This is a genomic window from Pseudomonas sp. efr-133-TYG-5, assembly GCF_030209175.1.
Classification (GTDB): domain Bacteria; phylum Pseudomonadota; class Gammaproteobacteria; order Pseudomonadales; family Pseudomonadaceae; genus Aquipseudomonas.
Window position 1 is genome coordinate 2,313,631 of sequence record NZ_JARVSM010000001.1, and the last position, 22,503, is coordinate 2,336,133.

General features: G+C 62.6%; 17 protein-coding genes. 5 read left to right on the plus strand and 12 right to left on the minus strand.

Features of this window, described 5'->3' with window-relative positions; genetic code table 11:
• The 4 genes from nagA to nagE are packed head-to-tail and all read left to right on the plus strand — an operon-like array spanning position 1 to position 6,416.
• Positions 1 to 1,107 (plus strand): N-acetylglucosamine-6-phosphate deacetylase, encoded by a 1,107-nt coding sequence (gene nagA, locus QRN70_RS10575; protein ID WP_285417527.1) that lies wholly within the window; start codon positions 1 to 3, stop codon positions 1,105 to 1,107.
• On the plus strand, positions 1,088 to 2,110 hold the full coding sequence (locus QRN70_RS10580; protein ID WP_285417528.1) for an SIS domain-containing protein: 1,023 nt from the start codon (positions 1,088 to 1,090) through the stop codon (positions 2,108 to 2,110). The genes nagA and QRN70_RS10580 overlap by 20 nt, the downstream gene beginning before the upstream one ends.
• 35 nt (positions 2,111 to 2,145) lie before the next feature.
• Positions 2,146 to 4,659, plus strand: coding sequence for a phosphoenolpyruvate--protein phosphotransferase (gene ptsP / locus QRN70_RS10585; RefSeq protein WP_285417529.1), 2,514 nt, complete (start codon positions 2,146 to 2,148; stop codon positions 4,657 to 4,659).
• Positions 4,660 to 4,694: 35 nt separating this feature from the next.
• Positions 4,695 to 6,416 carry an N-acetylglucosamine-specific PTS transporter subunit IIBC gene (gene nagE / locus QRN70_RS10590; protein WP_285417530.1) on the plus strand — a complete coding sequence of 574 codons (1,722 nt, stop codon included), beginning with the start codon at positions 4,695 to 4,697 and terminating at the stop codon, positions 6,414 to 6,416.
• A 76-nt stretch (positions 6,417 to 6,492) separates the two neighbouring features.
• Here the strand turns inward: nagE and QRN70_RS10595 are convergent, their stop codons facing one another.
• The 4 genes from QRN70_RS10595 to purL form a co-directional block, all read right to left on the minus strand.
• Positions 6,493 to 6,945, minus strand: coding sequence for a hypothetical protein (locus tag QRN70_RS10595; protein WP_285417531.1), 453 nt, complete (start codon positions 6,943 to 6,945; stop codon positions 6,493 to 6,495).
• Positions 6,929 to 7,567: a DUF6036 family nucleotidyltransferase gene (locus QRN70_RS10600; protein ID WP_285417533.1), complete on the minus strand. Its 639-nt coding sequence runs from the start codon at positions 7,565 to 7,567 to the stop codon at positions 6,929 to 6,931. The genes QRN70_RS10595 and QRN70_RS10600 overlap by 17 nt, the downstream gene beginning before the upstream one ends.
• Before the next feature lie 305 nt (positions 7,568 to 7,872).
• A complete protein-coding gene (locus tag QRN70_RS10605; RefSeq protein ID WP_285417534.1) occupies positions 7,873 to 8,184 on the minus strand; it encodes a YqfO family protein in 312 nt (103 codons plus the stop codon).
• A gap of 5 nt (positions 8,185 to 8,189) precedes the next feature.
• On the minus strand, positions 8,190 to 12,086 hold the full coding sequence (purL, locus tag QRN70_RS10610) for a phosphoribosylformylglycinamidine synthase (RefSeq protein ID WP_285417535.1): 3,897 nt from the start codon (positions 12,084 to 12,086) through the stop codon (positions 8,190 to 8,192).
• Positions 12,087 to 12,371: 285 nt separating this feature from the next.
• On the opposite strand from purL, the gene mltF reads away from it, so the two are divergent.
• The gene (mltF, locus tag QRN70_RS10615) at positions 12,372 to 13,832 is read left to right on the plus strand and encodes a membrane-bound lytic murein transglycosylase MltF (RefSeq protein WP_285417537.1); all 1,461 of its coding nucleotides are present in this window, start codon (positions 12,372 to 12,374) and stop codon (positions 13,830 to 13,832) included.
• Positions 13,833 to 13,959: 127 nt separating this feature from the next.
• Here the strand turns inward: mltF and pdxJ are convergent, their stop codons facing one another.
• The 8 genes from pdxJ to lptF all read right to left on the minus strand — a co-directional run bounded on the left by pdxJ (position 13,960) and on the right by lptF (position 22,378).
• A complete protein-coding gene (gene pdxJ / locus QRN70_RS10620; RefSeq protein ID WP_285417538.1) occupies positions 13,960 to 14,703 on the minus strand; it encodes a pyridoxine 5'-phosphate synthase in 744 nt (247 codons plus the stop codon).
• A 41-nt stretch (positions 14,704 to 14,744) separates the two neighbouring features.
• Positions 14,745 to 15,434, minus strand: coding sequence for a DNA repair protein RecO (gene recO, locus QRN70_RS10625; RefSeq protein ID WP_285417539.1), 690 nt, complete (start codon positions 15,432 to 15,434; stop codon positions 14,745 to 14,747).
• A gap of 165 nt (positions 15,435 to 15,599) precedes the next feature.
• Complete coding sequence (gene era, locus QRN70_RS10630) at positions 15,600 to 16,502, minus strand: GTPase Era (protein ID WP_285417540.1); 903 nt, start codon at positions 16,500 to 16,502, stop codon at positions 15,600 to 15,602.
• On the minus strand, positions 16,495 to 17,184 hold the full coding sequence (rnc, locus tag QRN70_RS10635) for a ribonuclease III (protein ID WP_285417541.1): 690 nt from the start codon (positions 17,182 to 17,184) through the stop codon (positions 16,495 to 16,497). The genes era and rnc overlap by 8 nt, the downstream gene beginning before the upstream one ends.
• Positions 17,185 to 17,369: 185 nt before the next feature.
• Positions 17,370 to 18,224, minus strand: a complete 855-nt coding sequence (lepB, locus tag QRN70_RS10640; RefSeq protein ID WP_285417542.1) for a signal peptidase I — start codon at positions 18,222 to 18,224, stop codon at positions 17,370 to 17,372.
• A gap of 9 nt (positions 18,225 to 18,233) precedes the next feature.
• Positions 18,234 to 20,030, minus strand: coding sequence for a translation elongation factor 4 (gene lepA, locus QRN70_RS10645; protein ID WP_085729729.1), 1,797 nt, complete (start codon positions 20,028 to 20,030; stop codon positions 18,234 to 18,236).
• Between the two features lie 172 nt (positions 20,031 to 20,202).
• A complete protein-coding gene (lptG, locus tag QRN70_RS10650; protein WP_285417543.1) occupies positions 20,203 to 21,264 on the minus strand; it encodes an LPS export ABC transporter permease LptG in 1,062 nt (353 codons plus the stop codon).
• Entirely contained in the window at positions 21,257 to 22,378 is a 1,122-nt protein-coding gene (lptF, locus tag QRN70_RS10655) for an LPS export ABC transporter permease LptF (RefSeq protein WP_285417545.1), read from the minus strand. Before lptF ends, lptG begins: the two co-directional genes overlap by 8 nt.
• Between the last annotated feature and the right edge of the window lie 125 nt (positions 22,379 to 22,503).

The following is a 22,503-nucleotide window of genomic DNA, read 5'->3' on the forward strand; positions in this document are numbered from 1 at the left end:
ATGTCCGAAGACAACATCCTCACCGCCCACGGCTGGGTTCGCGGCCGGCTGATCCACGCCCACGGCAAAGTCGTGTCCATCGAAGGCGTGCCCTGCGATCCGGCCAGCAATGACCTGCCCTACCTGCTGCCGGGTTTCATCGACCTGCACGTTCACGGCGGCGGCGGCAAGGACATCATGGAGGGCGCCAGCGCCTTCGCGACGATTACCAGGACCCACGTGCGCTTCGGCACCACCTCGCTGCTGGCCACGACCATGACCGCGCCGAGCGCCGAGATCACCAGCGTGCTCAAGGACATCGGCGCGTTCTGCGAACAGCGCCCGGCCAACAGCGCCCGGGTCCTCGGCGTGCACCTCGAAGGCCCGTACATCAACCCCGGCAAACTCGGTGCACAGCCGAACTTCGCCCACACCGCGCTGATGGCCGAAGTCGAAGACTACCTGGCGCTGGCGCCGATCCGGGTCATCACCATCGCTCCGGAAATTGCCGGTCACGACGGACTGATCCGTGAGCTCAGCCGCCGCGGCATCCGCATGCAGATCGGCCACACCCTGGGCAGCTACGAGGAAGGCGTCGCCGCGCTGGAGGCCGGCGCCAGCAGTTTCACTCACCTGTACAACGCCATGAGCCCGCTGCATCACCGCGAACCGGGGATCGTCGGCGCGGCCCTGGCCCACGCCACATACGCCGAGCTGATTCCCGACTTGCTGCACGTGCATCCCGGTGCCATTCGCGTCGCGCTGCGCTCGATCCCGTGCCTGTATTGCGTGACCGATTCCACGGCCGCCGCCGGCATGCCCGACGGTGAATACAAGCTCGGCAGCCACACCGTGACCAAGTGCCTGGGCGGCGTGCGCCTGCCCGACGGCACGCTGGCCGGCAGCACCCTGACCATGGATCAGGCCCTGCGCAACCTGGTGAAGATCGGCCTGCCGATCGCCGAGGCCTCGCAGCGTCTGTCGCAGTTTCCCGCCGACTACCTCGGCATCACCGAACGCGGGCGCCTCGAACCGGGTGCCTGGGCCGACTGCGTGCGGCTGGATCGCTCACTCACACTGACCGCCGTCATGGTCGAAGGAGAAGACATTGACTTCAAAAATGCTTGAAGAGGCGCTGTCCTCGTTCGAGGCCGTGCAGGCGCAACTGCAACAGCTCGACCCGCAACTGAGCGAGATCGCCGGGCGCCTGCGCCGTCAGCCGCCGCAAGTGGCGATGACGGTCGCGCGCGGCAGTTCCGACCACGCGGCGAGCTACTTCGCCTACCTGACCATGCAGCAACTGGGGATTCCCGTGGCGTCGCTGCCGATGTCGGTGGTGACCATGCAGCAGGCGCCGCTGAAGGTCAGCGGCCAGGTCGCGTTCGCGTTTTCGCAGTCGGGGCAGAGCCCGGATCTGGTCAACAGCCTGCGTCTGCTGCGCAAGCGCGGCGCGCTCAGCGTGTCGCTGGTCAACGCTGCCGATTCGCCGCTGGAAGCCGCCTGTGAATTCAGCCTGCCATTGCTGGCCGGCACCGAAAGCAGCGTCGCCGCGACCAAGAGTTTCATCGCCACCCTCAGCGCCAGCGCCCGTCTGATCGGCCACTGGAAAGAAGACGCTGAACTGCTCGAGGCGCACAACGCCTTGCCCGACGGTTTGCGCGAAGCCGCACAGCAGGACTGGAGCGTGGCCATCGCTGCCCTGCGCGACTGCGAACGGTTGATGGTCATCGGCCGTGGCGCCGGGTTCGCCATCGCTCAGGAAGCGGCGCTGAAATTCAAGGAGACCTCGGCGATCCAGGCCGAGGCCTTCAGCAGTGCCGAAGTCCGGCACGGCCCGATGGCGCTGATCGACGAGCATTACCCGCTGCTGGTGTTCGCCCCGCGCGGTGCCGAGCAGGCCGGTCTGCTGAGCCTGGCGGCGGAAATGCGCCAGCGCGGTGCCCGCGTGCTGCTGGCCGCGCCGGACGACGTCCTCGAGCGCGACCTGACCCTCAGCCGCGCCGATCACCCGGCGCTGGACCCGATCCTGGCGATCCAGAGTTTCTATGTGATGGCGGCCGGTCTGGCCGTCGCCCGTGGCATGGACCCGGATCAGCCGCGTCACCTGAGCAAAGTCACCCGCACGCACTGAGTCCGAACCGAACGTTTTCCTGATGAGACCGAGCCATGCACAACAACAATAAAGAGCTGACTTTAAGCGCCCCGCTCAGCGGCCCGGTGCTCACGCTCGCCAAAGTCCCGGACGCGGTGTTCGCCAGCGGCGCGATGGGCGATGGCATTGCCATCGATCCATTGAACGACACCCTGTATTCGCCCTGCGCCGGGGTAGTGATCCATGTCGCCCGCACCGGCCATGCGCTGACCGTGCGGGCCGACAACGGCGCGGAAATCCTCCTGCACCTGGGCCTCGACACGGTCGAGCTGCAGGGCGAAGGGTTTTCCATGCTGGTCAAGGAAGGCGCGCGGGTCAGCAATGGCCAGCCCTTGTTGCGCTATGACCTGGACAAGGTCGGGCGCCAGTGCAAAAGCCTGGTCAGCCTGCTGATTCTGACCAACAGCGCGGACTTCCAGGCGCGGCCGATTACCCTGAAAACGGTCAAGGTCGGCGAGCCGTTGTTGCACATCGTCGCTCGCCACGGTGCGGCGGCGACTACAGAAGCGCTCGGCGGCCCTGAAGTTCACGGTCACGTGCGGGTCGCCCATCGCGGCGGTCTGCATGCACGCCCGGCGGCGTTGATCCGTCAGACGGCGCAAGGATTCCAGAGCCAGGCGCAGCTGCACTTCGCCGGCAAATCGGCGCCGTGCAACAGTCTCATCGGTTTGATGGGCCTGGCTATCGGCGAGCAGGACGAGGTGCAAGTCAGCTGTCAGGGACCCGACGCCGAAGCGGCGCTGCAAGCCTTGCTCACCGCACTGGCCACCGCCCTGCCCGAAGATCATCATGCCGCCGCACCGGTGGCCGCCCCGCCACGCAATCGCCCGACCGAGGCCGGCGTGCTGCCCGGTGTGTGCGCCGCACCGGGCCTGGTGGGCGGGCCGCTGTTTCGCCTGAATGCGATCAGCCTGCCGGCAGACGCGGGCAATCATGATCCGCGGGTGCAACAGCAGACTTTGGAGTCGGCGCTGAATCAGGTTCGCCGTGACATCCACGCCACCCTTGCGCAAGCGAAAAAACAGCGCAACGCCGACGAAGAAGCGATCTTCGCCGCGCACCTGGCGCTGCTCGAAGACCCGGCCCTGCTCGACGCCGCACAGCACTCCATCACGCAAGGCTCGGCGGCGACGCATGCCTGGAGCCAGTCGATCGAGGTGCAATGCGAAGTGCTGCAACAGACCGGCAGCGCGCTGCTGGCCGAACGCGCCAACGACCTGCGCGACCTCAAGCAGCGCGTCCTGCGCGCGTTGCTCGGTGAAGCCTGGCAGTACGATGTACCGGCCGGCGCCATCGTCGCTGCGCATGAACTGACGCCATCGGATCTGCTGCAACTGAGCGCACAGGGCGTCGCCGGGCTGTGCATGGCCGAAGGCGGCGCGACCTCGCACGTGGCGATTCTGGCGCGTGGCAAAGGTCTGCCGTGCCTGGTGGCGTTAGGCGCAGCTTTGCTCGATCAGCCGCAAGGTCAATCGGTGGTGCTGGATGCCGATGGCGGCCGCCTCGAACTGACGCCGAGCGCTGCACGCCTGGCCGACGTGCAGCAGGCGCAAATCGACCGCCGGCAACGCCGCGATGCGCAACACGCCAAGGCGCATCTGCCTGCCGAAACCCGCAACGGCGTGGCCATCGAAGTGGTCGCCAACGTTGCATCCAGCCATGAAGCGGCGGACGCCTTTGCCAACGGCGCCGACGGTGTCGGCCTGCTGCGCACCGAGTTTCTGTTCGTCGACCGGCAAACCGCGCCGGACGTCGAAGAACAGCGTGCGGCCTATCAAGCCGTGCTCGATGCCATGGGTGAGCACCCGGTGATCATCCGAACCATCGACGTCGGTGGCGACAAGCAACTCGACTACCTGCCGCTGCCCGCCGAAGCCAACCCGGTGCTCGGCCTGCGCGGTATTCGCCTGGCCCAGGCCCGTCCGGAAATCCTCGACCAGCAATTGCGCGCCCTGCTGCAATTGCGTCCGTTGCAGCGTTGCCGGATCCTCTTGCCGATGGTCACCGAGGTCGACGAACTGCTGCACATCCGCCAACGCGTCGACGCGCTGTGCCTTGAACTGAACATCAGCCAGCGCCCGGAAATCGGCGTGATGATCGAAGTACCGGCCGCCGCTCTGCAGGCCGAACAACTGGCCGAGCATGCCGATTTCCTCTCCATCGGCACCAACGACCTGTCGCAATACACCCTGGCCATGGACCGCGATCACGCCGGCCTCGCGGCGCGGGTCGACGCGCTGCACCCGGCGCTGTTGCGCCTGATCGCCATGACCTGCGCCGGCGCGGCCGTGCACAAGCGCTGGGTCGGCGTCTGCGGCGCCCTCGCCTCCGACCCGCTGGCGACGCCAGTGCTGATCGGCCTGGGCGTGACCGAACTGTCGGTGAGCCCGGTGCAGATCGGTGAAATCAAGGATCGCGTGCGCCAGTTGCACGGGGCCGAATGCCAACGCCTGAGCCTCGAGCTGCTGAAACTGCACAGCGCCGCGGCGGTGCGTCACGCCTGCCACCAGCATTGGCCTCTGCACTAACAACAAGCTCTCTATAAAGAGCAGGGAGAAACACCATGTACCAACTCTTCATCGAAGGCCTGCAACGCCTCGGCCGCGCGCTGATGCTGCCGATCGCGATCCTGCCGATTGCCGGTCTGCTGCTGCGCCTGGGTGACACCGACCTTTTGAACATCGCGATCATCCACGACGCCGGTCAGGTGATCTTCGCCAACCTGGCGATGATCTTCGCCATCGGCATTGCAGTCGGTTTCGCCAAGGACAACAACGGCACCGCCGGTCTTGCCGGGGTGATCGGTTACCTGGTGATGATCTCGACGCTGAAGGTGCTCGATTCGAGCATCAACATGGGCATGCTCGCCGGGATCGTCAGCGGCCTGATGGCCGGCGCGCTGTACAACCGCTTCAAGGACATCAAGCTGCCGGAGTACCTGGCGTTCTTCGGTGGCCGACGGTTTGTACCGATTGTCACCGGGTTCGCGGCGGTCGGCCTGGGCGTGGTGTTCGGTTATATCTGGCCGCCGATCCAGCACGGCATCAATGCCTTCGGCAGCCTGATGATGGAAAGCGGCAGCATCGGCGCCTTCGTCTTCGGCGTGTTCAACCGCCTGCTGATCGTCACCGGCCTGCACCACATCCTCAACAACATGGCGTGGTTCGTGTTCGGCAATTTCACCGACCCGACTACCGGCGCCCTGGTCACGGGTGATCTTTCACGCTACTTCGCCGGCGATCCGAAGGGCGGCCAGTTCATGACCGGCATGTTCCCGATGATGATCTTCGGCCTGCCTGCCGCGTGCCTGGCGATGTACCGCAATGCCCTGCCGGAGCGGCGCAAGGTCATGGGCGGGATCTTCCTGTCGATGGCGCTGACGTCGTTCCTCACCGGCGTGACCGAACCGATCGAATTCGCCTTCATGTTCCTCGCACCCTTGCTGTATCTGGTGCATGCGCTGTTGACCGGGTTGTCGATGGCGATTACCAACGCTTTGAACATCCACCTGGGTTTCACCTTCTCCGGCGGCTTCATCGATATGGTGCTGGGCTGGGGGCGCTCGACCAATGGCTGGCTGGTGATTCCGGTCGGGCTGGCCTATGCCGTGGTGTATTACGCGGTGTTTGATTTCTGCATTCGTCGCTTCAACCTGAAGACGCCGGGGCGTGAGGACGTCGCGGTCAGTGAGAAAGCCGTGTTGACTGAGAACGAGCGCGCCAGTGCCTACATCAAGGCACTCGGTGGCGCGGAAAATCTGCTGACGGTCGGCGCCTGCACCACTCGGTTGCGCCTGGAGATGGTCGACCGCAACAAGGCGTCTGATGCGGATCTCAAAGCACTGGGTGCGATGGCGGTGGTGCGTCCGGGCAAGGGTGGCAGTCTGCAAGTGGTGGTCGGGCCGATGGCCGACAGCATTGCCGATGAGATTCGCCTGGCGATGCCTTCACTCGGACGTGCCGTTCTGGTTGAAACCGCTGCGGTCGCCGATGAACCGAAAGCGCCTGGGGTTGTGGTTGCCGGTGCCGACGCACAGCAATGGCTGACCGCCCTGGGCGGCAGCGCCAATGTCCGGCAACTCGACTGCATCGCCATGACCCGCATCCGCCTGCAACTGGCCGACGGCAAGGCGCTGTCGGAACCACGCTTGAAGCAGCTGGGATGCCTGGGTGTGAGCGCACTGGAGGATGGTGTGTGGCACTTGCTGGTGGGCGAGCGAGCGCAGAGCTTGAGTGCGGCGTTGGAATTGTTGGTCGATCGCCGCGAGGTGGGGGCGAAGGTTTGACTGTCGACTGAATGGTTTGAACCGAAAAAAAGCAACCCGGCCTTGGCCGGGTTTCTCTTTCGTAAGCCTCTGCAACTCAAGAAATGCTTGAGCGCAGTTCAGCCTCGTAGTGCCGTGTCTGGAAAGGCATGAGCGCCTGAATCTTCAAACCCAGACTTTCCTTCAACCCCCACGCAACGGCCAATTCATCCCAGCGATTGCGTAAGGAAACCGACTGCTGAGGCATGACGTTTTGCTTGGGCGTTGTCGGAATGAAAAGCTCAAGCGCATGAAGCGTTTCCGATACGCGGTTATCCGATACGCAGGCAAAACGAGTGAATCGCTCCAGTAGATAAGCTGCGCGACGGCGTTCGGTTTCATCTTGGTGACAAGCAAGAAATGCTTTGACCTCATTCTCAAGATTCGACTCTGTATACCAGACCTCTTTGGCAGCATTCACCAGCGCAACACCATCGGCTTGATCCAGAGGACTTCTGACCAAGGTGTCCAATGCGGATGAAAGGACGTGGTTGTCAAAAGACTTCGACATCTGATTCCTCCAGGTAATCGTGCAAAATATTGGACAGCACCGAGGTGGGCGGCTCTTTGTTGCCAACATATACATCAATTGCCTGTAATGCCAGACGCCGAAAATCCTCCGTCAGAATAAAACCGGATCGTAGCAGCGCGTTGATATCGCCAATATCGTGGTCAGTGGCTCTGCCCAGTTTGGTAATGGCAATATCCACCGGTGCTGCAATATGGATATGCAGCGGCGACGTCTCGGGAAACTCTTTTAGCGCAATACTGCGTGTCCAGTAATCCTCGTGAATCGGACCAAGACTCGTGTTGTATTGCAGGTCGTAGTTCAACTCCATCATCCGCGCGGAGCGTTCATCAACGAACAGTTCCGGGACCTGCGCGAGCAGACTTTGAAGGTCGAGTCCAAGCGGCACGCAAGCCTGGTAGATCTCGGCATCAACATCCAGGGAAATTCGGTGATGGGTATAGAGATGAACGGCGCAGCCACCGAAGACAATGATTTTGACTGCACCTGGCCCAGCCTTTTCCTGGATCAATTCCGCTTCCACCGATTTGAACATGGAAATCAGCGCCTGCCCCAATGCGGTATTCGTATTGATGCGAGGCGTGATCGCGTCAGGCAACTTCATTCTGAACCTCTGAGTCATGTCCTATCCCGCCATGAGCGGCCAAGTCAGCCATGGCGACTGACCTCTATCGCTGAATGGCCAGCGAAGCGCTCAAGTTAGGGAGGTGACTTCCGAGGGACAACCTGAAAAGCGGGTAGGAAAATCCGCTTATTTTCTGGTATTCGGGGCACTGTCTTACTACATCACAGCGTCATGGAGAGCGAGCTCGAGCCCACAGAGTCGAGGCGTACCGCCGATAAATCGCAGGCAACAAAAAACCCGCTGAACTCACGCTCAGCGGGCTTTTCATGTCAGCGATCAGAAGATCAGAAATCTTCCAGCCGCCACACCTCATACGCCGGTGTCTCGTAGGGATGGCTCAACTTGAGAGCCGCCACCACAGCGCCAATCAACTCATCCGCCACCACCAGCTCAACCTTCCACTCCTCGACCCGCTCGACCTGCCCCGTCTTTCCAATGAACGGCTGACTGCCGTCCAAAGGCCGGAACTGGCCAGTGCCAGGCACTTGCCACGCGCAGTGGTCATAGGCGCCGATGCGTCCGCCACCGGCGGCGAACACGGCGTTTTTGACCAACTCGACATGACTGTCGGGGACAAAAAAGCAGAGCTTGTACACGGCGCTTAGTTAACCCAGACGCGGGCGTTGCGGAACATACGCATCCACGGCGCGTCTTCGTTCCAGTCTTCCGAACGCCACGAGTTCTGCACCGCGCGGAATACCCGCTCCGGGTGCGGCATCATGATCGTTACGCGACCGTCACGGCTGGTGAGGCCGGTGATCCCGCGCGGCGAGCCGTTCGGGTTGGCCGGGTAGGCTTCGGTGACCTTGCCGTGGTTGTCGACGAAACGCATCGCCACGCAACCGGACAGATCGGCTTCCAGCAACGCCTCTTCGCTTTCGAATTCGGCATGGCCTTCACCGTGAGCGATGGCGATCGGCATGCGCGAACCGGCCATGCCCTGCAGGAAGATCGAGTTCGATTCCTGAATCTGCACCATCGCCACACGTGCTTCGAACTGCTCGGAGCGGTTGCGTACGAAGTGCGGCCAGAACTCGCTGCCCGGGATCAGCTCGTGCAGGTTGGACATCATCTGGCAACCGTTGCACACGCCGAGGGTGAAGCTGTCGTTACGCTCGAAGAAGCCCTGGAACGCATCGCGGGCGCGGCTGTTGAACAGTGCCGACTTGGCCCAGCCTTCACCGGCGCCGAGGACGTCGCCGTAGGAGAAACCACCGCACGCCACCAGCCCCTTGAACTCGTTCAGGTCGACGCGGCCAGCGAGAATGTCGCTCATGTGCACGTCGATCGCGTTGAAACCGGCGCGGTCGAACGCGGCAGCCATTTCCACCTGACCGTTGACGCCCTGCTCACGCAGCACGGCCACCTGTGGGCGGATGCCTTTCTTGATGTAAGGCGCGGCGATGTCCTGGTTGACGTCGTAGCTGAGCTTGACGCTCAGGCCCGGGTTGTCTTCTTCCAGCAGCGCGTCGAATTCCTGCTCGGCGCAGTCGGCGTTGTCGCGCAGACGCTGGATCTGGTAGCTGGTTTCGGCCCACTGACGCTGCAGCAGACGACGCTGGCCTTCGAACACGGTGTCACCGTTGAAGGTGATGTTGATCTGGCCGTTGTTGATCGGCTGACCGATCACCGACACGCAGTCGCCCAGACCGGCGGCGCTGAATTGCGCGAGGATGTCCGGGGTCGCGTCCTGGCGTACCTGGATCACCGCACCGAGTTCTTCGTTGAACAGGATCGCGGCGATTTCCGCCGAGGACTCGGCAACGCTGTCAAGGTTCAGGCTCAGGCCACAGTGGCCGGCGAAGGCCATTTCCACCACGGAGGTCAGCAGACCACCGTCGGAACGGTCGTGGTAGGCCAGCAGGTGACCGTCGGCGTTGAGGCCCTGGATCACGGCGAAGAAGGCTTTGAGGTCTTCCGCGTCGTCGACGTCCGGCGCCTGTTTGCCGAGCTTGCCGTGCACCTGGGCGAGGATCGAGGCGCCCATGCGGTTCTGGCCGCGGCCGAGGTCGATCAGGATCAGGTCGGTGGTGCCCTTGTCCATGCGCAGTTCCGGGGTCAGGGTCTGACGGATGTCAGCCACTGGCGCGAAACCGGTCACGATCAGCGACATCGGCGAGGTCACGGTTTTTTCTTCGCCGTTGTCGTTCCAGCGGGTGGCCATGGACATCGAGTCCTTGCCGACCGGAATGGTGATGCCCAGCTCCGGGCACAACTCCATGCCGACCGCTTTCACGGTGTCGTACAGACGTGCGTCTTCGCCCGGGTGGCCGGCCGCGGACATCCAGTTCGCCGACAGCTTGATGTCGGAGATCTTGTTGATGCGCGAAGCGGCGATGTTGGTCAGGGTTTCGCCAATGGCCATGCGGCCCGACGCCGGAGCGTCCAGCAGCGCCAGCGGCGTGCGCTCGCCCATGGCCATCGCTTCACCGGTGTAGACGTCGAAACTGGTGGCGGTCACGGCCACGTCGGCCACCGGCACCTGCCACGGGCCGACCATCTGGTCACGGGCCACGAGGCCGGTGATGGTGCGGTCGCCGATGGTGATCAGGAAGCTCTTGCTGGCCACGGCCGGGTGATGCAGGACGCGCTCGATGCTTTCGCCGATGTCGAGGTTGGACGGATCGAAATCGTCGCCCAGCTCGGCTTCGCGCACCACCGAACGGTGCATTCGCGGCGCCTTGCCCAGCAACACTTCCAGTGGCATGTCCACCGGGTTGTTGCCGAAGTGGCTGTCGGTCACGGTCAGTTGCGGCTCGGCAGTGGCTTCGCCGACCACGGCGAACGGGCAACGCTCACGCTCGCAGATCCCCTGGAAACGCTCGAAATCGGCCGGGCCGACCGCCAGGACGTAACGCTCCTGGGATTCGTTGGACCAGATTTCGTGCGGGGCCATGCCCGGCTCGTCGTTGGGAATGTTGCGCAGTTCGAAACGGCCACCGCGGTCGCCGTCGTTGACCAGTTCCGGGAAGGCGTTGGACAGACCACCGGCACCCACGTCGTGGATGAAGCTGATCGGGTTCTTGTCGCCCAGCTGCCAGCAACGGTCGATGACTTCCTGGCAACGACGCTCCATTTCCGGGTTTTCCCGCTGCACGGAAGCGAAGTCGAGGTCCGCCGAGCTGGTGCCGGTGGCCATCGAGGAAGCGGCACCGCCGCCCAGACCGATCAGCATCGCCGGGCCACCGAGCACGATCAGCTTGGAGCCGACGACGATCTCGCCCTTCTTGACGTGTTCTTCACGGATGTTGCCCATGCCGCCGGCGAGCATGATCGGCTTGTGGTAACCGCGCACTTCGTCGCCGTGCGGGGTGCTGATCGATTGTTCGAAGGTACGGAAATAACCGGTCAGGGCCGGACGGCCGAATTCGTTGTTGAACGCGGCGCCGCCGAGCGGGCCTTCGATCATGATGTCCAGGGCGTTGACGATGCGCTCAGGCTTGCCGTACGGCACTTCCCACGGCTGTTCGAAGCCCGGGATCTGCAGGTTGGATACGGTGAAACCGGTCAGGCCGGCCTTCGGCTTGGCGCCACGGCCGGTTGCACCTTCGTCGCGGATCTCGCCACCGGAACCGGTGGACGCGCCCGGGAACGGTGCAATCGCGGTCGGGTGGTTGTGGGTCTCGACCTTCATCAGGATGTGCACCGGCTCCTGCACCGCGCCGTACTGGCGGGTTTGCGGATCCGGGAAGAAGCGCCCGGCAACGTTGCCGACGATCACCGAGGCGTTGTCCTTGTAAGCGGACAGCACGCCTTCGCTGTGCATCTGATAGGTGTTCTTGATCATGCCGAACAGGCTTTTTTCCTGGCTCTGGCCATCGATATCCCAACTGGCGTTGAAGATCTTGTGGCGGCAGTGCTCGGAGTTGGCCTGGGCGAACATCATCAGTTCGATGTCGTGCGGGTTGCGCTTGAGACCGTTGAAGGCGTTGACCAGGTAGTCGATCTCGTCTTCGGCCAGGGCCAGGCCCAGCTCGGTGTTGGCTTTTTCCAGCGCGGCGCGGCCGCCACCGAGGATGTCGATCGCGGTCAGCGGCTTCGGTTCGGCGTGGCTGAACAGGCCGGCGGCCTCTTCCAGGTTGCCGAGAACGATCTGGGTCATGCGGTCATGCAGGACGTCGGCGATCTGCTGCGCCTGGGCATCGCTGAACTGGCCGGCCACGTAGAACGCAATACCGCGTTCCAGGCGCTGGATCTTGCTCAGGCCGCAGTTGCGGGCGATGTCGCTGGCCTTGCTCGACCACGGCGAGATGGTGCCGAAACGCGGCAACACCAGGAACAGACGGCCGGTCGGCTCTTGAACCGGAACGCTTGGACCGTACTTCAGAAGGCGCGCGAGCACCTGCTGTTCGTCGCCGGTCAGGACGCCGGTGACTTCGGCGAAGTGAGCGAATTCAGCATACAGGCCACTGACAGCTGGAACCTTCTGGCTCAGTTGCTCAAGGAGTTTGCTGTGGCGAAAGGCAGAAAGGGCAGGAGCGCCGCGCAGGATCAACATCTTCGGGACAGCCTCGGGAAGGGGTGTGCTTTGAGGCCGTGCATTCTAGCCTAAACCGCCCTCAACATCACCCGAAACGCTACGCACGGTTGCACCCGGACGTCGCCCTGTGTTCCTGCCTCGAGGGTCAAATTCCACGGGTGTCGGACCAGCGCATATTTTTTCTGTCACAAAATGCCTTTGGCGCCCATTCCTGCGGGGTTTCGCGCGGTTTTGTGATCTCTAGCAGACAACCCTGCAACTGTCGAGATATGGCGCTCACGGTCCTTTGCGTATACTGCGCACATGTTTTCCCCAACGGCTTTGCGTCCGCGATATGCCAAATGGCTGTTCGCTACCGGACTCTTCCTGATGCTCAGTGGCTGTGTTGACAAACCCAACACACTCGAGCGCGTAAAGGAGGATGGTGTGCTGCGGGTGGTTACCCGTAACAGCCCCGCCACCTACTTCCAGGATCGCAGCGGTGAAACCGGCTTCGAATACGAGCTGGTGAAGCGCTTCGCCGACGATTTGGGGGTCGAGCTGAAAATCGAGACGGCCGACAACCTCGACGACCTGTTCAACCAGATCGGCAAACCGAACGGCCCGGTCCTGGCGGCTGCCGGCCTGGTCAGCAGCGAGCAACGCAAGAAGCAGGTGCGGTTCTCCCACTCCTACCTCGAAGTCACCCCGCAGATCATCTATCGCAACGGCCAGTCGCGGCCGACCGACGCCGGTGACCTGGTCGGCAAGAAGATCATGGTGCTCAAGGGCAGCACCCACGCCGAACAACTGGCGGAACTGAAACAGAAATTTCCGGGTATCGAATACGAAGAGTCCGACGCGGTGGAAGTGGTCGACCTGTTGCGCATGGTCGACGAAGGCCAGATCGACCTGACCCTGGTCGACTCCAACGAAGTGGCGATGAACCAGGTGTACTTCAGCAACATCCGCGTCGCCTTCGACCTCGGTGACGCCCGCAGCCAGAGCTGGGCGGTGGCCGCCGGCGAAGACAACAGCCTGCTCAACGAGATCAACAGCTACCTGGACAAGGTGCAGAAGAACGGCACCCTGCAACGCCTGAAGGACCGCTATTACGGTCACGTCGACGTCCTCGGCTACATGGGGGCAACCACCTTCGCCCAGCACTTGCAGCAGCGCCTGCCCAAGTACGAGCAGCACTTCAAGACCTACGCCAAGAAAGAAAAAGTCGACTGGCGCCTGCTCGCCGCCATCGGTTACCAGGAATCCCTGTGGCAACCGGCCGTCACCTCCAAGACCGGCGTGCGCGGCCTGATGATGCTGACCCAGAACACCGCCCAGGCCATGGGCGTGTCCAACCGCCTCGATCCGAAGCAGAGCATCATGGGCGGCGCCAAGTACCTGGCCTACATGAAGGATCAGCTCGACGACTCGATCCAGGAGCCGGATCGCACCTGGTTCGCCCTGGCCGCCTATAACGTCGGCAGCGGCCACCTTGATGACGCGCGCAAACTGGCCTCGCGCGAAGGCCTGAATCCCGACAAGTGGCTGGACGTGAAGAAGATGCTGCCGCGCCTGTCGCAGAAGCAGTGGTACAGCAAGACCCGCTACGGCTACGCCCGAGGCGGCGAGCCGGTGCACTTCGTGGCGAACATCCGCCGCTACTACGACATCCTGACCTGGGTGACCCAGCCGCAGCTTGAAGGCGACCAGGTGGCCGAAGGCAACCTGCATGTGCCGGGGATCGACAAGTCCAAGCCGGCGCAGGAGCCTGCCCCGCTCTAACCAACAGCATAAATCCAATGTGGGAGCGGGCTTGCTCGCGAAGGCGGTGTGTCAGTCGACATATTCTTTGACTGATACAGCGCCTTCGCGAGCAAGCTCGCTCCCACATTTGGTTTTGGGGTGTTGCTTAGTGCTTGGCGGCAGCCAGGATCAACGCCTTCATTTCCGACACCGCCGACTTGAAGCCCACGAACAGCGCGTGAGCGACCAGCGCGTGGCCGATGTTCAGCTCATTGATGCCCTTGATCGCCGCCACGGCCTCGACGTTGTGGTAATGCAGGCCATGGCCGGCATTGACGATCAGGCCCTGGGCCAGACCGAATGCCACGCCATCGGCGACGCGCTTGAGCTCTTCGGCGACATCCGTCGGCGTTTCGGCATCGGCATAACGCCCGGTGTGCAGCTCGATGGCCGGCGCCCCGACACGCTTCGACGCTGCAATCTGGCGCTCGTCCGCATCGATGAACAGCGACACTTCGCTGCCGATCTTCGACAGGCGCTCCACCGCAGCCTTGATCCGCGCTTCCTGCCCCGCCACATCGAGGCCACCCTCGGTGGTCAGCTCCTGACGGGTTTCCGGCACCAGGCAGATGTGCGCCGGACGGATGCGCTCGGCGAACGCCATCATCTCTTCGGTGACACCCATCTCGAAGTTCATGCGGGTTTGCAGCACGTCCTTGAGCAGCAGCACATCGCGCTCCTGGATGTGCCGGCGGTCTTCGCGCAGGTGCACGGTGATGCCATCGGCGCCCGCCTCTTCCGCGTCCAGCGCAGCCTTGACCGGATCCGGGTAGCGCGTACCGCGGGCCTGACGCAGGGTGGCGACGTGGTCGATGTTCACGCCAAGAAGAATGCGATTGCTGGTGGTCACGGATGCGCTCCTGAAGGGAAAGATTCGGCGCACAGCATACCTTAGGGTTTGCGAAACAGCTCGCGACTGACCAGAGGCCGCCCACCCAGATGGACGGCCAGCGCCTGGCGCATCAAGCGCTTGGCCGCCGCCAGCGCCCCGGGCGCCGACCAGTCGGCGTCGGCCATGGCCAGCAATTCGACGCCGTTGAACAACCCCGGCTGCAACAGGTAGACCCGCTCGAGGCCTGCATCGACTTGCAGACGATAGAGACCGTCCGGCGCGACCGGTTCGCCATGGATATCGGTGTTCATGGCAAAGCCGTAGCCCAGATCATCCAGCAGGCGCCATTCGAAAGAGCGTAAAAGCGGCTCCAGCGGCCGGCCCTCAGCCAGGGCAAGCAAGGTGGCGGCGTAATGATCGAACACCGCCGGGTGCGGGTCTTCGGCGGGCAAAAGACGAATCAGCAATTCATTGAGGTAGAGGCCACTGAACAGTGCCTCTCCAACCATCCAGGTCGCGTTACCGGCACTCTCCATGCGCCCGACATTCTTCAGCTCGCCCTTGCCGCGGAACTCCACTTCCAGCGGCACGAACGGTCGCGCCAGCGTTCCGGCCTTGCCCCGCGCACTGCGCAGCACCGCGCGCAGCCGGCCCTGCGGCGTGAGGAAATCCACCAAGGCGCTGGTTTCGCGGTAGGCACGACTGTGCAGGACGTAGGCGGCCTGAGCGGGAGGCGGGTTTTGCGACATTGAGTTCTCGATGAAGAAACGCAGTTTTACACACCACCCAAAACCACTGTGGGAGCGAGCCTGCTCGCGAAGGCGGAGTGACAGTCAACCGCAAGGCTGAATGTTACATCCTCTTCGCGAGCAGGCTCGCTCCCACAGTGGGTATCGGTGTTTCTGGCGCGGTGATTACAGGTCGCCGTAACCCAGCGAACGCAAAGCACGCTCGTCGTCGGACCAGCCGCCCTTCACCTTGACCCACAGGTTGAGCATGATCTTGGAGTCGAACAGCAGCTCCATGTCCTTGCGCGCCTCGGTGCCGATGCGCTTGATGCGCTCGCCCTTGTCGCCAATGATGATTTTCTTCTGGCCGTCACGTTCGACCAGGATCAGCGCGTGGATATGCAGGGTCTTGCCCTGCTGCTTGAACTCTTCGATTTCCACGGTGATCTGGTACGGCAGCTCGGCGCCCATCTGGCGCATGATTTTCTCGCGCACCAGTTCGGCGGCGAGGAAACGGCTGCTACGGTCGGTAATCTGGTCTTCCGGGAAGAAGTGATCGTTCTCCGGCAGATGCTCGGCGATGACTTTTTCCAGCGCATCGAGGTTGTGCCCGTGCTGCGCAGAGATCGGGATGATCTGCGCATTCGGCAGCTGTTCCTGCAACCACGACAGGTGCGGCATCAGCTCGGCCTTGTCTTCGATGCGGTCGGTCTTGTTCAGCGCGACGATCAACGGGCCGGTGACGTACTGCACACGCTCCAGGACCATCTGGTCTTCTTCGGTCCACTTGGTGCGGTCGACCACGAAGATCACCACGTCGACGTCTTTCAACGCCGCCGAAGCGGTCTTGTTCATGTAGCGGTTCAGGGCCTTTTCGCCGCCCTTGTGCATGCCCGGGGTATCGACGTAGATGGCCTGCACGTCACCCTCGGTCTTGATCCCGAGCATGTTGTGGCGGGTGGTCTGCGGCTTGCGCGAGGTGATCGCCAGCTTCTGCCCGAGGATGTGGTTGAGCAGCGTCGACTTACCGACGTTGGGACGGCCGACGATGGCAACGTAGCCACAGCGAGTTGCGTTTGTATCAGTCATTGCCATTCTCCACGCCCAGGGCAATCAGTGCTGCGGCGGCCGCTACCTGTTCGGCAATACGACGACTCACACCCTGACCCCGGCTTTTTTCATTCAGTAAGACAACTTCGCACTCGACGAAGAAGGTTCGGCAGTGCGGCTCGCCCTGGATGTCCACGACCTCGTAGCGCGGCAGTTCGCAGCTGCGCGATTGCAGGAATTCCTGCAGGCGGGTCTTCGGATCCTTGTTGGTGTCGACCAGCGTCAGGCCTTCGAACTCGCCGGCCAGCCAGGCCAGTACCCGCTCGCGGGCCATTTCCATGCCGGCGTCGAGGTAGATCGCGCCGATCAGCGCTTCGAGGGCATCGGCCAGGATCGACTCGCGACGGAAACCGCCGCTTTTCAGCTCGCCCGAGCCCAGGCGCAGGTAGTCGCCGAGGTCGAAACCACGAGCCAGTACCGCCAGCGTCTCACCTTTGACCAGGCGTGCGCGCAAACGCGACAACTGGCCTTCGCGGGCCAGCGGGAAACGGTCGAAGAGCGCCTCGCCGGCGACGAAATTGAGGATCGCATCGCCGAGGAATTCCAGACGCTCGTTGTTGCGCCCGGCAAAGCTGCGATGCGTGAGGGCCAGGACCATCAGTTCCTGGTCCTTGAAGGTGTAGCCGAGCTGACGCTCGAGACGGCTTAGAGAAACGCTCACGGTTTACCCACGCTGAGTTCGTGGCTGGATTCCACTGCCATCGCCGGGGTACGGCGCAGGCCTGGGACAATTAACGCTGTGTTCAAAAATAACATCCTGAATATCGTTGGCTTCAAGCCCCGGGGCCGCCGGTTGTGCCGGCTCCAGAAATGCATTCGGCGCTGTGGTAACAGCGCCGTGTTTGATTACTTGATCAGGCCGACCCGCGAGAAGTTCGGCAGGTGGCTGAGTTTCGGTTCCGGCCAGCTCATCCAGACCGCGAAGGCCTTGCCGACGATATTCTGGTCGGGAACCATGCCCAGCAGATCCTTGGGAATGTTCGGGTCATCCCAGTAGCGACTGTCGTTCGAGTTGTCGCGGTTGTCGCCCATCATGAAGTAGTGCCCGGCCGGCACGGTCCAGGTATGGTCCGGGGTGGCGCGATAACGGCTCATTTCCTTGCGGATCAGGTGCTCGGCGGCGCCGAGTTTTTCCTTGTACAGCTCCGCACTGCCCAGCGTGCCCGGCTCGGAGCCAACCAGTTGCTCGGCAATCGATTCGCCGTTGACGAACAGGCGCTTGTCGGCGGTGTAGCGCACCGTGTCACCCGGCAGGCCGACCACACGCTTGATGTAGTTGACGTTCGGGTCGCTCGGGTAGCGGAACACCATGACATCGCCGCGTTGCGGGTCACCGACTTCGATGACTTTCCTGTCGATCACCGGCAGGCGGATCCCGTAGGAAAACTTGTTCACCAGAATGAAGTCGCCGACGTCCAGGGTCGGTTTCATCGAGCCGGACGGAATCTGGAACGGCTCGACCAGAAACGAACGCAGCACCAGCACGATGAACAGCACCGGGAAGAACGACTTGCCGTACTCGACCAGCAGCGGCTCCTTGTTGAGCTTTTCCACCACCAGCACATCCGGCTGGCTGACGCTGCCCTGATAGGAAGCGATGGCGGCACGCCGACGCGGTGCCAGGATCAACAGATCGAGCAACGCCAACAGGCCGCAGACGAACACGGCGATAACCAGCAACAGCGGGAAATTTAGTGACATAGGACCTGACTATTCCAACCTGAGCACGGCGAGGAAGGCTTCTTGCGGGATTTCCACGTTGCCGACCTGTTTCATGCGTTTCTTACCGGCCTTCTGCTTTTCAAGCAGCTTTTTCTTACGGCTGACGTCGCCGCCGTAGCACTTGGCCAATACGTTCTTTCTGAGCGCCTTGACGGTTGTCCGGGCAACGATCTGACCGCCAATGGCCGCCTGGATCGCCACGTCGAACATCTGCCGCGGGATCAGTTCCTTCATCTTCTCGGTCAACTGGCGACCTTTGAAGTGCGAGTTGTCGCGGTGCACGATCAGCGCCAGAGCGTCGACCTTGTCACCGTTGATCAGCACGTCCAGTTTCACCAGATTAGCCGATTGGTAGCGATCGAAATGGTAGTCCAGCGAAGCATAGCCGCGGCTGGTGGATTTCAGACGATCGAAGAAGTCGAGGACCACTTCGTTCATCGGCAGGTCGTAGGTCACCTGGACCTGATTGCCGAGGAACAGCATGTCGACCTGAACGCCGCGCTTTTCGATGCACAGGGTGATGACGTTGCCCAGGTGCTCCTGCGGGACCAGGATGTTGGCCCGCACGATCGGCTCGCGCATGTCTTCGATCGACGACACGTCCGGCAACTTCGACGGGTTGTCGACGTAAATCGTTTCACCGGTTTTCAGCACCAGCTCGAAAATTACCGTTGGCGCGGTGGTGATCAGGTCCAGGTCGTACTCGCGCTCCAGGCGCTCCTGGATGATTTCCATGTGCAGCATGCCGAGGAAGCCGCAACGGAAGCCGAAGCCCAGGGCGTCGGAGCTTTCCGGGGTGTACTGCAGCGACGAGTCGTTGAGGGTCAGTTTCTGCAGCGCCTCGCGGAAATCCTCGAAGTCGTCGGAGCTGACCGGGAACAGACCGGCGTAAACCTGTGGCTGGATGCGTTTGAAACCCGGCAATACCGGTACATCCGGGGTCGAGCTGAGGGTCAGGGTGTCACCGACCGGCGCACCGTGAATGTCCTTGATGCTGGCGATGATGAAGCCCACTTCGCCGGCCTTCAGGTCGGCGGTGGCGGTGTGTTTCGGGTTGAACACGCCGACGCTGTCGACCAGGTGCACCTTGCCGGTGGATTTCACCAGGATCTTGTCGCCCTTCTTCACGCGACCGTGACGCACGCGCACCAGGGAGACAACGCCCAGGTAGTTGTCGAACCAGGAGTCGATGATCAACGCTTGCAGCGGATCCTCGATGTTGCCGGTCGGCGCGGGAATGGTCGCGACCAGGCGCTCGAGCACTTCGTCGACACCCAGGCCGGTCTTGGCGCTGCAGGTGACCGCGTCGGTGGCGTCGATGCCGATGATCTTCTCGATCTCGTCCTTGACGCGATCAGGCTCGGCCTGCGGCAGGTCGATCTTGTTCAGCACCGGCATGACCTCGAGGCCCTGCTCGATGGCGGTGTAGCAGTTGGCAACGGACTGCGCTTCAACGCCCTGGCCGGCATCGACCACCAGCAAGGCACCTTCACAGGCCGCCAGGGAACGGCTGACTTCATAGGTGAAGTCAACGTGACCCGGGGTATCAATGAAGTTCAGCTGGTAGGTAACGCCGTCTTTGGCCTTGTAGTAAAGAGTGACGCTGTGGGCCTTGATGGTGATCCCGCGTTCACGCTCCAGCTCCATGGAGTCCAGTACCTGGGCTTCCATTTCACGCTCGGCCAGGCCGCCGCACATCTGGATGAAACGGTCGGCCAGCGTCGACTTGCCATGGTCAATGTGGGCGATGATGGAGAAATTGCGGATATGACTCAAATCACTCACGGATCAACACTCAAAAAGGCTGCAGGCTTGGCCCGCCGAAAAATAGCCGGGAATTGTACCTGATACACGGCGCAAGCGTCACGTTCGCCTGTCACCCGGATTGCATGCAAAAACGCCCCGATCTGTCGACCGGGGCGTTTTCGCGGTTAAAGCACGGGTGAAAGCTTGTTCATCAACCGGCTCGACGCAGCAGCCAGACACCCAGCAAGGCGCACACCCCGGCCGGCACCAGCACCGCGAACAGCGGCGAGAAACCGAACACCAGGCTCGACGGCCCCAGCAGATCCTGGACGATGCGGAAGGTGAAGCCCACCAGCACACCGGTGAACACGCGCTGACCGAGGGTCACCGAACGCAGTGGCCCGAAGATGAAGGAGATCGCCATCAACACCAGCGCTGCCGTGACCAGTGGCTGCAACACCTTGACCCAAAACGCCAGCCAGTAGCGGCCGTTGCTCAGGCCCTGATCGGCCAGATAGTGGATGTAGCCCCACAGGCCGCTGATCGACAGCGATTCCGGCGCCATCACCACGGTGCTCAGCAGTTGCGGGCTAAGGGATACATCCCAGCGCTCTTCCGGCGTGTTGACCACTTGCGTGCTGCGCTCATGGAACACGGTGGTGGTGACGTCCGTCAGCTGCCAGTGGTCGACACTGAATTCGGCACGCTTGGCGAAGCTGGAGCTCAGCAGGTGGCGTTCCTTGTCGAAGTGGTAGCGGGTCACGCCATACAGCAGGCCATTGGGCTGAACGGCGTTGATATGGATGAATTCATCGCCCTGACGGTGCCACATGCCGTGCTTGGCACTTTGCGCATCGCCGCTGCCCTGGGCCAGCGAGCGGTTGGCCTGGGCCATGCTTTCGGTGGCCGGGGCGACGTATTCGCCGATCAGCACACCGGCCAGCATCAGCACCAGCATCGGCTTCATGACCGCCCAGACGATACGTCCGATCGACACACCCGCTGCCCGCATCACGGTCAGCTCACTGCTGCTGGCCAGGCTGCCGAGGCCGATCAGGCAGCCGATCAGCGCTGCCATCGGCAGCATTTCGTAGAGCCGCCGCGGCGCGGTGAGCAATACAAAGCTGAGCACGTCGGCCAGGGTGTAGGTGTCGCTGACGTCGCCCATCTCATCGATGAAGGCAAACAGTGTCGCCAGACCCAGAATGATCGCCAGCACCGCGATGATCGCGATGAACACGCTGCTGCCGATGTAGCGGTCGAGTTTAACCACGAGCCACCTCCGGCGCAGCGCTGCGACGGCTGGCCAGCTTCAGGCGCAGCGGCTCCCAATACAGCAGGGCGAGGCCGATGACCAGGAAGATCGCGTGCACCCACCACAAGCCGAGGGCCGCAGGAATCTTGCCTTTTTCAAGGGCGCCGCGGGACGCAATCAGGATGGTCAGGTAAGCCATATAAAGAAGAATCGCCGGCAGCAGCTTGAGGAAACGCCCCTGACGCGGATTGACCCGCGACAGCGGCACCGCCATCAAGGTCACGATGAACACCAGCAACGGCAGCGACAGGCGCCATTGCAGCTCGGCCCGCGAACGAATGTCGTCACTGGCGAGCAGGGTTGAAGTCGGCACGGCGTCGCGATCGGTCACTTCGTCGCTGACGTCGGGCTTGGGCAGCAGTACGCCGTAGGTTTCGTAGTGGATCGCGCGATAGTCGGCCTGGCCCGGGCTGCCGTCATAGCGATAGCCATTGGCGAGAATCAGGTAGCGGTTGCCATCGGGGTGGATTTCCTGACGGCCCTTTTCCGCCACCAGCACGGAAATCCCGCGGTCCTTCTGGTTGGCGCCGAGGTTCTTCTGCGAAATGAACACACTGCCGAGATTGACCCGGTCGTCGCTCAGGGTCTCGGTGTAGGTCACCCGCGTGCCGTCGCGCAAAGCCTGGAAGCGGCCGGGCTCGAGGGTGTCGAATTCGGTCAGGGCGTCCTGCTTGTTCAGCAGCAGCTGGAACTGATTGGCACCCTGCGGGGCCAGGCTCAGGCTCAGCCAGGCCACCACCAGCGCCACCAGGGTCGCCGGGAACAGGGTCATGCGAAACAGACGCTGCTGGCTCATGCCGGTGGCCGACAGCACGGTCATTTCGCTTTCCAGGTACAACCGGCCATACGCCAGCAGGATCCCGAGGAACAGGCCCAGCGGCAGGATCAGTTGCAGGAAGCCCGGCAGACGGAAGCCCATGATCAGGAACAGCGATCCCGGATCGAGCTGGCCGGCAGCGGCCTGGGCAAGGTATTTGATGAAGCGACCGCTCATGATGATGACCAGCAGCACCGCACTCACGGCACTCAGGGTCAACAGGACTTCGCGGGACAGATAACGGAAGACGATCAAACCAGACACTCCAGGGTTGTCAGGCTAAGGCGGCCAAACAAGCAAACGTATCAGCCGGCCCGCAAGGCAGAGCCGCCGAAAAAAGATGCGGCATTATCCTGTGATTGAGGGCGCCTGTCACTGCG

Excerpts from the sequence above, each read along its gene's own strand:
- nagA (WP_285417527.1), top strand. The coding sequence starts at position 1 with ATGTCCGAAGACAACATCCTCACCGCCCACGGCTGGGTTCGCGGCCGG.
- ptsP (WP_285417529.1), top strand. The coding sequence starts at position 2,146 with ATGCACAACAACAATAAAGAGCTGACTTTAAGCGCCCCGCTCAGCGGC.
- nagE (WP_285417530.1), top strand. The coding sequence starts at position 4,695 with ATGTACCAACTCTTCATCGAAGGCCTGCAACGCCTCGGCCGCGCGCTG.
- QRN70_RS10595 (WP_285417531.1), bottom strand. The coding sequence starts at position 6,945 with ATGTCGAAGTCTTTTGACAACCACGTCCTTTCATCCGCATTGGACACC.
- QRN70_RS10600 (WP_285417533.1), bottom strand. The coding sequence starts at position 7,567 with ATGAAGTTGCCTGACGCGATCACGCCTCGCATCAATACGAATACCGCA.
- purL (WP_285417535.1), bottom strand. The coding sequence starts at position 12,086 with ATGTTGATCCTGCGCGGCGCTCCTGCCCTTTCTGCCTTTCGCCACAGC.
- mltF (WP_285417537.1), top strand. The coding sequence starts at position 12,372 with ATGTTTTCCCCAACGGCTTTGCGTCCGCGATATGCCAAATGGCTGTTC.
- recO (WP_285417539.1), bottom strand. The coding sequence starts at position 15,434 with ATGTCGCAAAACCCGCCTCCCGCTCAGGCCGCCTACGTCCTGCACAGT.
- era (WP_285417540.1), bottom strand. The coding sequence starts at position 16,502 with ATGACTGATACAAACGCAACTCGCTGTGGCTACGTTGCCATCGTCGGC.
- lepB (WP_285417542.1), bottom strand. The coding sequence starts at position 18,224 with ATGTCACTAAATTTCCCGCTGTTGCTGGTTATCGCCGTGTTCGTCTGC.